12 protein-coding genes are annotated in these 13,342 nt (G+C 58.3%); 3 read left to right on the plus strand and 9 right to left on the minus strand.

The features are described from left to right. The first annotated feature begins 303 nt into the window (after positions 1-303). Positions 304-1,245 carry a ParA family protein gene (locus HYG82_RS43795; protein WP_235218291.1) on the plus strand — a complete coding sequence of 314 codons (942 nt, stop codon included), beginning with the start codon at positions 304-306 and terminating at the stop codon, positions 1,243-1,245. Then, positions 1,242-1,823, plus strand: coding sequence for a DUF8160 family protein (locus tag HYG82_RS43800; RefSeq protein ID WP_235218292.1), 582 nt, complete (start codon positions 1,242-1,244; stop codon positions 1,821-1,823). Before HYG82_RS43795 ends, HYG82_RS43800 begins: the two co-directional genes overlap by 4 nt. A gap of 700 nt (positions 1,824-2,523) precedes the next feature. On the opposite strand, the gene HYG82_RS43805 is transcribed toward HYG82_RS43800, so the two are convergent. The 8 genes from HYG82_RS43805 to HYG82_RS43840 form a co-directional block, all read right to left on the minus strand. Beyond that, positions 2,524-2,769, minus strand: a complete 246-nt coding sequence (locus tag HYG82_RS43805; RefSeq protein ID WP_235218293.1) for a DUF8156 family protein — start codon at positions 2,767-2,769, stop codon at positions 2,524-2,526. Further along, positions 2,770-3,486, minus strand: a complete 717-nt coding sequence (locus HYG82_RS43810) for a hypothetical protein (protein WP_235218294.1) — start codon at positions 3,484-3,486, stop codon at positions 2,770-2,772. 951 nt (positions 3,487-4,437) lie between these two features. Continuing rightward, on the minus strand, positions 4,438-7,137 hold the full coding sequence (locus tag HYG82_RS43815) for a fibronectin type III domain-containing protein (protein ID WP_235217809.1): 2,700 nt from the start codon (positions 7,135-7,137) through the stop codon (positions 4,438-4,440). Positions 7,138-7,207: 70 nt separating this feature from the next. Next, entirely contained in the window at positions 7,208-7,357 is a 150-nt protein-coding gene (locus HYG82_RS43820) for a hypothetical protein (protein ID WP_179259628.1), read from the minus strand. Position 7,358: 1 nt separating this feature from the next. Further along, positions 7,359-7,907 (minus strand): hypothetical protein, encoded by a 549-nt coding sequence (locus tag HYG82_RS43825; protein WP_179259629.1) that lies wholly within the window; start codon positions 7,905-7,907, stop codon positions 7,359-7,361. Positions 7,908-7,916: 9 nt separating this feature from the next. Next, complete coding sequence (locus tag HYG82_RS44420) at positions 7,917-9,512, minus strand: fibronectin type III domain-containing protein (RefSeq protein WP_179259630.1); 1,596 nt, start codon at positions 9,510-9,512, stop codon at positions 7,917-7,919. Beyond that, positions 9,513-10,655, minus strand: coding sequence for a hypothetical protein (locus tag HYG82_RS43835; RefSeq protein WP_235218295.1), 1,143 nt, complete (start codon positions 10,653-10,655; stop codon positions 9,513-9,515). 3 nt (positions 10,656-10,658) lie between these two features. Further along, the gene (locus HYG82_RS43840) at positions 10,659-11,315 is read right to left on the minus strand and encodes a hypothetical protein (RefSeq protein WP_235218296.1); all 657 of its coding nucleotides are present in this window, start codon (positions 11,313-11,315) and stop codon (positions 10,659-10,661) included. 50 nt (positions 11,316-11,365) lie between these two features. On the opposite strand from HYG82_RS43840, the gene HYG82_RS43845 reads away from it, so the two are divergent. Then, complete coding sequence (locus HYG82_RS43845) at positions 11,366-12,010, plus strand: rhomboid family intramembrane serine protease (protein ID WP_235218297.1); 645 nt, start codon at positions 11,366-11,368, stop codon at positions 12,008-12,010. Between the two features lie 3 nt (positions 12,011-12,013). Here the strand turns inward: HYG82_RS43845 and HYG82_RS43850 are convergent, their stop codons facing one another. Next, positions 12,014-13,267, minus strand: coding sequence for a hypothetical protein (locus HYG82_RS43850; RefSeq protein WP_235218298.1), 1,254 nt, complete (start codon positions 13,265-13,267; stop codon positions 12,014-12,016). Positions 13,268-13,342: the final 75 nt, after the last annotated feature.

The following is a 13,342-nucleotide window of genomic DNA, read 5'->3' on the forward strand; positions in this document are numbered from 1 at the left end:
GTGAGGAAATCGACGAACCCGCTGATCCACGTGCGATCCGTGGCCAAGAACTTCGGGTGAGACGCCGGCAGGCTGGGCTAACGCAGGCAGATGTCGCCGAGCGAGTTGGTGTCACCAGGGCTGCAGTGAGCAATTGGGAGCGGGATCGCCTCGTACCATCAGTTCAGCACCGGATTGCTCTCTGCGACGCTCTCGATCTTGTCTAAATCTCTGGTCTGTGAGTCTTATCTGGCTACGATATCTAAGAAACTTAGATAACTTGTCTGACGTAGTTTTATCTTGCCACTGGCCACACAGGTCCCTATGGCTCAACAGGCACCACAGGCGCAAGGTCCGCCACGGGTGGTCGTGGCGAACGCAAAAGGCGGAGTCGGAAAAACGACCGTTGCAGCGAGTCTAATCGGTGGTCTCGCTGATCACGGATTGGACGTCCTCGGCGTCGACGCAGACCCGCAGGGGAATCTTACCGAGGCACTCGGTCACCTCGACGCGTACGAGGCGCAACCCCCGACGATCTTCGACGTCCTCCTGAATATCGATGCGCGTGACGAGATTGCGACGATCGTTCAGAACGGTACTGAGGCAGACCTCGTGCCATCGTCGATCGACATGCTCGGCGCATCGATGGAGCTCGCGGCGGCGCATTTCCTCGCAGTTCTTCACAACGATCCAGAGTTGAGAATCAGTCCCGATCTGGCTACTGACGTCACTGATGTCCTCGAGATGATGACGGAGGTCGTGACGCCGGCAACGGTCGGCGACGATCTGCACGGATATGGGATGCTCAACGATGCGCTTGATCGCATCGACCAAGAGTACGACATCGTCGTGATCGACGCGCCACCAGGGCACAACCCGATGTTCAAGAACGCGCTCTATGCGGCGCCGAACTTGATTGTCCCCGCGACTGCAGAGGCCAGCTCGAAGGGCGCAGTCGACCGACTGTTCGACGAGGTCGCCGCGTTCGAGGACGAGACCGGACTGATCGTCGAGGAGCAGTTCGCTGTCGTAAACCGGATCCGAATGAGCACGAAGGCCGCCGATCAGATGACGGCGTTCCTCGAGGAGGTGTTCGACGATGTCCCCGTCTATCGTGTTCCTGAGCGTGTTGCGTTGAGCTACGCCTACGACGAAGGCGAGTCGATCTTCGAATACGAGCCGGAGGCGGACGTCGTCGCGACGTTCGATGACGCAGCGGCTTTCTTGGTAGACGAACTCGGCCTCGAGGCCGGTGGTAGTGCATGAGTGACGAGGACGATCCGCTCGAAGATGAGGACCGAAACCGGCTCGATCGAGTGAAAGGGAAGCGCGACCGGCGATCGAGACAGCGCGGCCGCTCACGAACAGAGGAGCCACAGGCACCTCAGGCAGAACAGTCGCCACGAGCACAACAGCCACCACAGGCGAAACAGGGGGATGGAGATGGAGATGGGAATACGCAGACGGAAGCGCCACAGGCGCAACAGGAGCCTATGGGACCACAGACGACTGGGGCGAAAGATGTAGCACAGTCACCACAGGCGGAACAGACTCAACAGAGTCAACAGGAGAAACTGGAGCCTGTGACGCAACGGGAGCATGATACGTTCTATCTATCGGAAGATGTCCGCAGCGAACTCAACCAGATCTATCGGCGTGTCGCCCTGGACGTCCTCGAGGAGACCGGCGTCGATATCGACGACCAACAGATCGGCGGCCGGAACCGCTATTTCAGGCCGCTGGCGCTGCTGGTCGGTGCCCGAGAGCTCCGAGAGATGTCGCCTGATGAACTTCGGGAGACAATCGAGAACGAGAGCCTCGTCGACGATCTCCCTGACGAGTAACCCTCGAATTATATATCGCATTATACGATATATACACTCCATAACACACCCTCCTCGCGGGTGTAACGACCCGATCCACGAGCAGAAACGGTGGGTTTGAGCCGTCGAAACCGGGCTTCTCAAGCGGGTGAGCGGCAGCGTAGCGGCTATCCGGACAATATAGTCCCATAGTTCGGGAGTGCACTCATTATCTCAGGTTGTATGACTATATCCTAGATTGATATGGCGAAGCTTCTGGCTAATTCGATTCAAAGGGAGCAAGAGGCCGCTTTCCTCGTACCGCTTGGATCCTCACACAGATTTACCACTGACCTCCGCCTCTGGCACCTATCTAATGTTCGCAGACCGTACTTAGCGACCTCGGCCTGAGATCAGCCACAACACGATCAGAACGATGAGGAATGGGGCAAGCGTCGCGCCGAACGTAATGCCGACTATGACGATTGACACAGTGATCGTTGGGATGACGATTGCCATCGTTGTGATCGCAACGTAGCGTAGCGGCCTCGGAAGTTCAAGTACCGTTGAGGCGATTCCTTCAGTCGTGGACCGGATAGATTTTCTCATGGTCCAATTGACTCGTTAACGAACCGTTCTATAAACGTACGTCAGACAATCTGAATTAGATTGATGCTTTAATGGCTTATTTTTAAACAAACCGCAGCCTGCGCCGGCAATGCGTTTTACCGATCAGAACCACCTACTCCTCGAGACACCTTTCTAACTCCCGAATCCGACACTCCTGAGCTAACAGCACCGACATGAGGAACGGCTCCATCACCGTCATCTCGTTTTGGATCCCAGCAGCATCCGCAAACTGTCGACCCTGATCGAAGAGTTGGTCGAACTCATCGCGATATTGCGCCCGGAGTGCCCGCCGGAATGGCTGCCAGTCCTCCTCGAGGTGACGCAACTGGTCGCGATAGGTGGGGTTCGTCTTCCCCATCTATGCCACCTCCCGGATCGAACCCGCAGTGATCGACGTCGGATACGCCGGCTCGCGGGCCTCGAGAACCTGCTTCCAGAACGCGAGCGTCGTCTGGAACATCCCATTTCCGACCGGGTAGACCAGCGACTCGAATTCTTTTCCGATAAATCGAGCCCCCTCGTCGGTCTCGAGACACTCGATCCGTTCGTCGACGAGGTTGTCGATCGCCTTCGCGAACTCATCGTCTCGAGCCTTCGACATCAGCACCGGACACTCGTAGCGGCGAGAGGCAGCTGCTAACCGAGCCAGCGCCGACACCACCATTCGCTCGGACTCGTCTTGATCGAGGTCGTCATCACGATAGAGGCCGTCGATGGCTGGCGCCACGATCAAGCCGACGTCGTCCTGGTCGACGCTTGCGAGTTTTCCGTAGTCAGGATCCTCGAGTAGTCGGTCGCAGAGCGTGTAGTGCTGATATGCAGTGAATGCACGGGCTATCTGTATCTTCTTCAGGACGCGTCGACTCGGTGCAACATCTGCAAGCGGTTCGGTCTGTGCATGCCCGTACGTGTCGATCCACCACGCTGTTCCCGGTCGCTCGAGGAGCAAATGGTCGACGGCGAGCGCGTGGAACGCTCCACGAGACGATGACTCCAGGAGTGTGACGCCGGCCTCCAATGATGGAAGGTCGGGGATCTCGTCAAGCGACGGGACAGCGTTTGTGTTCCAACCCATACCCACAATGGACTGTCGCGAACATTAACTGTTCGAGGGCGATTTCCGATTTTCCGAAACCTATCCTGAGGTATTGTTCCGTTTGTAGTAACAACATTCAGTATAGGTAAACAAGTCGCCCCGAATAAATTCGTTTGCTTTGGATATGTGTTCTAATAATCACTTATACTTTTAACCTGGCCAACAGATTGATGGAGACACTTTCCCAAAGCTGAGATGGCGAGGGAACAGATTCGGTCGTTGCCCCGACAGAATCTATCCGACCCGAGACATACTGACCTCGCCATTCGAGATCGTTCCACCGTGAAGACATTAGCCAAACTGTCACCCGATCTCGGACCCCAACCCGATTGACCCACCACCTTCGGGGGCTTCGACGTCGGCCTATGGCCGACGTTTCTGCACGGCGTGATTTTCCGTATTAGCAAATAGAATTGTTGATAACCATAAAATATAACCTATATATACATAAAGTTGATAATTCTGTTTAGACTACAATTGGGCGCGCACAGAATGTGCGCCACAGAAGGGAGATTCGCCTCCAACGTGAAACCCCCTCTGTGCCTCACGTAGCTCCCCCTGAATGGGAGCAGTCTCATCTTTGGGGGTGAGACTTTAAAATCTATAGTTTATTGGTTGATCGATAAAATGAAGCACTGATGTATGATTAGGATGATTATGACATGCATTTAGGGTTTGAAAGAAGAATCGTTACTGTCCCGAATGATTATAAGCTCACAAGTAGCATCAAGAACGCCCGTGGCAGGTGAGGTAAACGCCCGGGCAAAGGAGAGTGAAAGGAAACTCTGTTTCCTTTCTATTTGGATGTGAGTATCCTTCCCGGACATTCTCAACTGCTCATGGATATCTTATGAAGTTTTTCCCGATATCACATGTTGAGTCCGTGGGAATAGTTCTGATAAAATACAATTCGGCTTGATCCTCCGCCAATCACACCCGCTCGCTATTCCGCTGCGTTCGCTGCCTGATGTCCTGAACGGCCTCGCCGACCGACTGCCTCGAGGCCAGGCGCAGCGTCGTCTGACTGGCGTTGCTCTCAATCTCGCGGACCTGCATCGGCCCGTCGGTCGGCAACTGCGCGGGGTCGATTGCCTCGATCACCGACCACTCGACGCTGTCGTGGGGGACCGTCACGTCGGCCTCGATCAAGGCATCGCCGGTCTCCTCAACGAGATAGAGCGCTACCTGGTCACACATCTGCTTCGAGGCCAGGCCGGGGATGTCCTTGATGATCGTCTTTGGACTTGCCCCTGCGCCGCCGGCCGTGTACTGACCACGGGGTTTGACGTCGGCGTCGACCGAGACCGTCGCTCCATCGGAGATTGAACCACCCGATAGCGCCTTGAGCTCCGGATTACCGTCGCTGGTCGCATACCGAATCTCGTAGTCGGTACCGCGCTCGTACTCCGTGCTGCCGTCGTAGATGGTCTCGCGGCCCTCGACGAGTCGCGAATCGGGGAACGGCAGGTCGACCCACGAGCCGACCGTGACGGTCACCGACTGGCGCGTGATCCGCTGGGCGCCGCCGTAGATGACTGCTTTCTCGACGACGTCCTCGGTTTGACGGTCGATATCGTAGTCTGCGAGGTCGGGATCGACGTTGGTCGAGCGCTGGTCGATCTGCGTCCACTCGAATGTCGTCCCGCTGCTCGTCTCGCGGACCTCGAAAACGAAGTTGCCGATGTCGGCGACCTCGCGGAGGACGTCGATTAACCGGCCGTCGAACGACCGATCAGTGAGCACTGGCGTATCGTCGAGTTGCGCCGTCATCGTCAGCGAGTCAACCCTCTCGCGGTCGAAGCCCGTCGCCGGAGCGGCATCACTTCGCGATCCCTGGCGGCCGACGCCGATCCGGCCGCGGGCCGTCGTCGCGAGGCTCGAGTAGGAGTAAGTGTGACTGCTCACATCGGTGGCAGTGTTCCAGGTCGTCGTGCCCTCCTCGCCGATTGCGAGCTCGGAGACGGTCCCATCGTCGGCAGTCACGACCTCGAGGGTGACCTCGGAGATCCCGAGCGGCGTCTCGATCGGCTCCATCTCGAGGCGGGCGATATCCGGGTAGAGTTCGGGGCCATCGAGATAGCCGTCTGCGTTGACGCTGCTGGGCTCGGAGTGCCCGAAGCGGTTGTCGTACGCTGCCACCGCGTCGATCTCGAAGTCCTCGCCACCGCCGGTCGCTGCGACCGTGAACGTGTGGGTGCCGGGCGAGATCTCGGTGTTGACGGCGATCGAGTACCAGGCCAGTTGCTCGGCCAAAACGCCAGCACTCAACGACTCGATCGTTGTCCCATCGAGGATGAGATCGAGGCCGTGGTGGTTTGATACGTTCCGGGTATCCCGTCGAAAGAGAATCTGGAGGTTGCCCGCCGGGATGGTATGGTCGTTCTCGATAGTCAGCTGGAACTCGTCAGCGTCCCCGAAGACACCGGCCGCTGTGCCACCGCTGTAGTCCGAACTCGAGACCGTCCCCTGGACGTTCCCAGCCGCGTTCTCGGCCTCGACGAACCAGCCGGTCTGCGTCGGTGCGTAGTAGCCGTCGCTCGTAAACTCGAGCGGCTGGTCGCTGGGGATTGAGACAAACGCTTGCTGATGCTCGACGTCCGTATCGGCCTCCTGAATCGACCGCTGCTCAGTCTCGCTCTGGGGAGTATCGACGTTGACAGAATAGTCGGTGTGCGTCGTAAGCAAATCCTCGACGAATAGGTGCGTCTTCTGGGTGTCGACGTCTTCGATCACTCGCTGGTCGAGCTGCGTGCCACCGCGGCCCTCGAGGACGGTCCGATCGGGCCGGAGGCGCCGGTGCTCCAGCGTGTCGACCGGTTCGCGATCGCCGTCATGCCAAACCGAGAGTGGCGCATCGTCGAACGCGGTTGCGTGCCATGTCTCGTCCTGCGGGACCGGGAGTTCGATGCGCGGGAAGCCGTTGACCGTTGGCCGCCGAACAGGATCGTCGAGGATCCGTGGCGTCAGCGTTGGGTCGTCTGGATGGGCAATCTCCGCGTACCATTCCGTCGGTGGGACGGCACGATCCTCGAGACCGAGCGAATCAGTCGTCGAGACCGTCGTCGCCGGGCTATCGGCATGGACCCACTGTGTGAGCGCACGGACTTCGTACTCGTACTCGCGGTCGGGTTGGGGGGTCGAATCAATATAGGAGGCCGCAGTCGTCGAGAGGGTCGCGATGAGTCGGCCATTATCGTTGTAGTTGTAGTCCGTACGCCGCCGGTAGATCTGCTGTGATCCCTCGAAGTTGGAGTTGATTGTCCAACTCAAACCGACAGAGGTGTCCGTCGAACTCGAGACCGATGGCTGGTCGGCAGCAGTTAGCTTCGTGATGTCGGCAGCTTCGAGCCACGATCCGGTCTTGTAACTGGTCTGGCAACGGAGACGAACGGAGTATTTTTCTCCGTCCAGGAGGCCGGTGATAGTGTACGACAGGATATCGTGGCCGACAGTCGCGCTGTTCGCGTCCGAATAGGTAGTCGTCGTGTCCGGGTCCTCTTCTTTCCACTCGAGCCGAAACTCTCCGTTGTTGAGGTTATCATCCCATGTTGCAGTCAGCTCACTCTGGACAGTCGCATCCAGGAGGAGGCCGGCAGCATCGGGGATGTCAGTGGTGAATGTGAGTGTCATTGCTATCGTTTGTTTCAAACAGCCGCTTGAGAACTAACCGCTACCAAGACCTCAGGAACTACCCTGGGGGTTAGTCACCCTCAACTGTTGCTGTCACTTTGGCCGAGTCGTACCCGTGCCTTTCGGCATAATCATCTGCGTCTATATCTGCCGCTTCAATTCCGATTACTACTATTTCCCCAATTTCGACGCCATCTTGCTCGATTTTTATAGTAGCCATGTTAGATCACCCCCTTGAAACTCCGAACAACCACGTCTGACTGGTCGCCCGGGTCAGACATTGCCAATTCAAGTTCGCTCGGGGCTCCTTTTGAATAACTGCGACTGGGGATAGCTGACGATGTGTCATTCAACCCGGTGATCTCTAAAACGGACGTCCACCTAATGGATATGACAATATCAGCAAATCCAGCACTGGAGCCTTGAACCTTACCGAAAACAAAATTCACCGCGATATCGTCCGCGTTATCCATAATTACTGTAGCTGAATCGGACACGTCTTCGGTTTTCTGCTCTCTTACTCGATAGTTGTTTGAACCGTTAAAAGCGGAAGTTCGCGTATGTTCAGATTGACCTATGGATGATACCTCGGTATCTACACGCTCTGTACTTAACGATGGAGTCGTTAGGCCAGAGCCGTCGAGGACGACTTCGTCACCGGACCCGGCATGATGAATAGCGATACCGTCGCTGCCGTTTGCGTAAATCGTTCCGAGGAGCGATCCATCCGAGGGGTCACGCAGTTCGTACTGTGGTTCTTGTGGTGCCATGAGTTTGATTTATGAGTTTTCGACCGTTCCGCTGTTCGATACCGTCCCTTTCACCGCGAACGGAGAGAGCACGTCTTTCGTCTCGCCGCTGTTGACCGTCAACGTCGTCCCTGCCTCGACGTCGATCTCGGCATACCGGTTCGACGCATCACTGGTAAACGTCTCGACGGTGACGGCGTATTTTTGACCGTCAAGTAGGTCGCCCGTCGTCGCCGACGCGGTCTCGCCTTCTGAGACCGGTGCGACATCGCTGCCGGTCTGCGAAAAGTTCCGCTCGGTCGGGGTCCGGACCAGTATCCGGTACCCGCTCGCGTTGTCGCTTGGATCCGTCCATGACAGCGTTGCCGTCCGACCACTGACGCTGTCAACAGTGAGGTTGGTCGGCCGTGGCAGATCCGTGAGACCATCCAATTCAGCCGAGTCGTCACCTCGCTCTCCGTTGCGGACAGCGACGACCCGGTAGTAGTACCGCTCACCATCGAGCAGCGCAGTGTCCGAAAACGACTCTACGTTCGCGCTCGTTGTCGTGACCGGCGTCCCGGACGTGTCAACGGGCGATGACTGCGACCGGTGTACTTCGTAGCCGTCTTCATCGCCGTTTGTGTCCGTCCACGTAACTGTAATATCGTCATCCACGACGGAGACGGACACGTCGGTCGGCGCCGACCCGCCGGTCGTTGCACTCGCTGGGTCGGATGGGCTGCTCTCGACGCCGTCGGTCACCGACGTCACCTCCCACGTGTAACCTGTCGTGGGAGCGAGTCCCGTATCAGTGAACGACGTCGACGTTGTGGTCCCCACCTGACTTCCGTCACGGTAGACGCGGTATTCGTCAGCTCCGCTGACAGAGTCCCACGTGAGGTCCACAGAGCGGTATCGTACCGTGGATGCAGACAGACCGCTGGGCGGAGTGGAGTAGGCGATCGTCACTTCTCCGCTGCCAAATGACTTCGCACTCCCCCCGCGGTCGTTCGCCGTGACGGTCGCGAGGGCGTCGACATAGTTACTCCCACCGGCGCCGCCACCGCCGTAGTTGCTGCCACCTTCGCCACCACCACCGCCGTAGTATCCGCCACCACCACCGCCGCCACCTGCATTGCCACTGCTCCCGCCGTCGCCCCCAGACACCAGACTGCCGTCTGAGCCACCTCCGGCTCCCGTGCCGCCACTCGACTGTGTCCCACCAGTCGCCTGGCCAACCTGGGACTTCGTCCCCCCGTCGGCGCCTTGCAGGGCCCCGCCGGCGCCGCCATCGGGGGCAGCTTCACTATCGGATGCACCGCCGCCCCCACCGCCAGCTGGGACGGCAACCCGATCTGATGCTGTTGACCCACCTTGCCTCACATCGACGCTTCCGCCGCCATCTCCCCCGCTGTAGTTGGAGGCAGCGCCGCCGACCGAACGGCCCTCTCCGATGTTCACGTCGAGCGTTTCGCCCGGCGTGACGGCCAGTTCGCCCTCGACGTATCCTCCGCTGCCGCCAGCGCCGGGATCAAACCCACCAACACCACCTTTGCCCGCCTCTCCAGAAAGGTAGAGCGTGACAATTTCAACATCTGAGGGGACAGTCCATGTCCCGTCCGACGTGAACGTCTGTGATGGCATCTATCGTCGCACCTCGGTTCTCGAGATCAGTGTCTTGCTGGCATTTGGATCGACCACGCTCGCCGAAGCGATCGGATCGAGCCAATTTTCGAGATCCGTCGGAATCGGCCCGCTCTCATTCGGCGGGATCGTAAACTGCACCTCGTTGTACCCACGGTTGAGGATCGCGTTCAGCGCGAACAGCGAGCCGTCAACGTCGAACGTGAGCTGCGCGCGGATCCTCGCCATCGCGATGTCCATCATGTCGACATCGTAGAGGTCGACCGTCGAGGGTTTCGAGAGGCCGACCGTCGTCCAGGTCGTGTTCGCGTCGTCCCACTCCTCGGCTTCGAGGGTGGCGTTGGGCTCGTCGAGGCGCAGCCGAATGAGGGCGTTCGAGAGGACTAACGAGTCATCACTATCGTGCTCCGTCGAGTGGACGGTCTGCCACTGCCGGATCCCATCGCTCGTGAACTTCGCGCTGTAGCCGCGTGTGTCGTAGACACGAGTACCGCACGGAGGCTCGTCCGGATAGTTGACTGCGTAGATCAGCAGCGGGTTTGTCACGCCGACTGCGGTCTCGCCAGCATCGAGGTCGTATATGTCAACGTCGGCCGCAGCGCTGGCATGTGTCTCGATCGACGTCGCCGGCGCCCGTGATCCGTCCTCAGGATTGTACCACTGGGCCTTCATAGCGGCCGTGGGAACGCCGACGCGAACAGGGCTTGTTGAATTTCCGAACGGGTGGTCGAGTTGACGGCGGTTCGGCTCGATCGCCCGGAAGTAACTCCCTTTTTTGCCAACGAATTTCAGCGAGAGCGTATACGCCCAGACACTCCGGTCGTTCGCGTGCAACGGCTCGACGTCGGCGCTCTCAATCTCGTAGTAACCGGCGTTCGAGTAGCCGCCCCCACGCCGATACAGCGGCAATGTAGGGAGGCTTGAGTCCGCGAGCTCGTCTAGTTCAGTGGCAAGCATCGTCGAGATCTCCGTTCCCCAGCGGTACTGGCCGCTGAGCGTGAGATCAGCTGGCTCCGAGGAGAGGGACTCGACGATAGCGCCGTCCTCCTGGAGAATGCCTGCTTGGGCGAGTTTCTGTCCGAGCCGATCACGTTCGTTCGTCTGTGCGGCCTCCGGAATCGGGCTGTTGTAGATGTACTTCATCGATCAGTAGTCCTGGACAAGGTCTGCGATATCGTTGAGGCCGTTCTGGTACGATCCTTCAAGGTCGACGTCGGGAAACATCGAGGTCCAGGTCAGCGTGATCGACCCCTCGATCGCCGACGGGTTGTCCGGGTCTTTCGTGACACTAGACTCGTTGATCGCGACGGGCATTGGATGTCCGAACGCGCCGGCACTGCTCGAGTGGGATCCGTCGGTCCACTCCCCGATATGGAGTCGACCGCCGCCGGAACTGTCGCTCTTGCTTTGGGTAACGTACCATTCGAAAACGTGGGCCATCGAGATCGGATGTGAGCCAGTCGCGTCAGTTTTTGTCGTATCGTCGGGATCGTTGGCGTTCGATGACCCGTCTCCCCAGCGATCGCCTTGGCCGGCGACGAACGAGAGTGTCTCTTGGTAGTGGCCGGATCCGCCGTCGACGTGGTATCCTTTCCGGTTCTCGAGATCGGCATCTTCGACCTCGCTTGGGAGCAAGTCTGTCCCGATGTCAAAGGCTTCGCGGAACATCTGACCCCGGTTCGAGATTAGGTACTGCTTTGTTACGTCCCCTGTCACCGAGAGGTCCTCCTGAAGCTCGAAGATGCCAGTAGTGTCGCCACCTTTAATGTCAATTTCGAGGTATGCTTTGCTGGTCAGTGTCATGTTGTCAGGGTAGGGGAATCATTTTTATCTGTTCGCTGGAATTTCAGGATATGGGACGGGCCGTCGAGACGTCGCGGCAGGTTGGCCCTGACGCTAGTGAAAGTTCCGCGAACGGGTTTTCGATAGCGACGAATCCTGTCCTTCAAACGCTCGCCGTGATGGCGACGATATCGATTATCGGCTGGGGTATTCAGCCAACCGATCCTTCATCTCCCGCGGTTTTCGCCGCGAGTGTTCCGCTACAAGAGAACTGGTGGCAGTTGATCACAGCGAACTACGCGCACTTGAACACGGCCCACTTCATGTCGAATGCACTGTTTGTTCTCATCGCCGGTGGGATCATCTCGTTCTCGACGAGTGCCACCCGATTCCACCTCTTCTTTATCGTGTCTGGGGTTATCACGACTGCTATACAACTGCAGGCAGTTGCCGTCTCCGATGGTGGACCAGTCTGGATCGTCGGATCAAGCGGAGCGGCGTTTGCTCTCTGTGGGTATGTAATCGGATCCTTTGCTAACACCGCCATTTCTGGCCGGGCAAGTGTCTCCCGGACTGGTCTTGTGACGATTATGTTGATTGTCGCTGGACTCTTTACGATACGCTTTTCGGCGGAAGGGAGTGCGTTTCTCTCCCACTTCACCGGAGTTGGGATTGGACTCCTAACAGGGTGGTCCCGTGTGCTGCGCACGAGTTGAACATTACCCTCTCGACATTTCTCGTTTGAGGTCGTCGATTTGGTCCTCGAGATCATTCCTGACCTCTTCAACACGCTCCTCGACCGCGTCAACAACTTGGTCGACCATTCGGTCTAGATCGCGAACGTTGACGTCGATCGGCCCCACGCTGGCATCGATGTCAGCCGGACGTGGGTCGACAGACGTTTTTACCGTCGTTGTGGTTGGACCCCTGTTTGAGTTCGCTGGCCGAGAGCGTTGGGTGGAGGCGTCTTCGCCGGTGGAGTCGGTTGCAAATGGACTGTTATCGGTCATGTACCGAGAGGCCGGGCCATGTTCCGTTGGATTCAATTCATCGCCGGCGTCGTCTAACTGTTTAGACGGGTCGGTCTTATCGAAATACCCGGATATCGGGCCGTCTTTTGTCGGATTCAGCTCGTCGCGGAAATCAGAAATTATTCCGCCATCGTCACCGCCGTCAGACGTTTCGATGGATGGCTTATTACCAACCTTTGGCTGCTTCACCCCTTCAGATCCTCCTGTCGTCACATCGACTGAAATCTCGACCGGGTCAACATCCTCGACTGGGAGTGGATCAACCTCCTCTACTTGGAGGGGGGACGGGTCGTCGACATCAAGCGGGCTGGGGTCGTTGACACTTAGTGAACTTGGATCTTCCACCCCTAATGGACTCGGATCCTCGACCGCGTAGGGGTTTTCTGGGTGATCAACCGCATACGGCTCTTCAGGGTGATCTACCTCGAGGGCGTTCTCGGGCTTTTTCACCTCCAACGGCGTCCAGTCCGGTTCTTTGACTTCGACCTTTTCGCCGGAAATTGCATCGCCGACTGCTGACCCGACAGCGGATCCGACGGCAGCGCCGATCCCTGTCGCAACGCCACCCCCTGCACCGCCAACAACGCCACCGGCGCCGCCGAGGAGACCGCCAATCGCGCCACCGCCGAGGAGATCGCTGAGAAGGCCACCGTCACCCTCTCCGACTTTGTCTTCGATCTCTTCGAGGTACGAGACGGTCTCTTCGAGGTAGTCGGTCCGTTCACGGGCCCAGCGGTACTCGCGGCGCCGCCGGCGGCGTTCGCGACCGCCACCAGCACCGTCCGTTGCGACTTGGGCAGACATCGCCCCACCATCAGCAACGCCTACCTCGGTCGTCCCGAGCTCGGACTCCAGTTGCTGCTTGACGGTGTTGACCGACCGGTCGTCTAACTCGACCTCGAGCGTGGCGGTCGTTTCGAAGCCGTCATCTGATGCGGACATAGTCGGTTACAGAAGTGGGCGTGACGCCGCGTAGGCGTCGAGCAGTTTCAGATAGTCGAGCGGTACCTCGAGGAC

Origin of the sequence: Natrinema halophilum, from assembly GCF_013402815.2 — an archaeon.
Taxonomy (GTDB): Archaea; Halobacteriota; Halobacteria; order Halobacteriales; family Natrialbaceae; genus Natrinema; species Natrinema halophilum.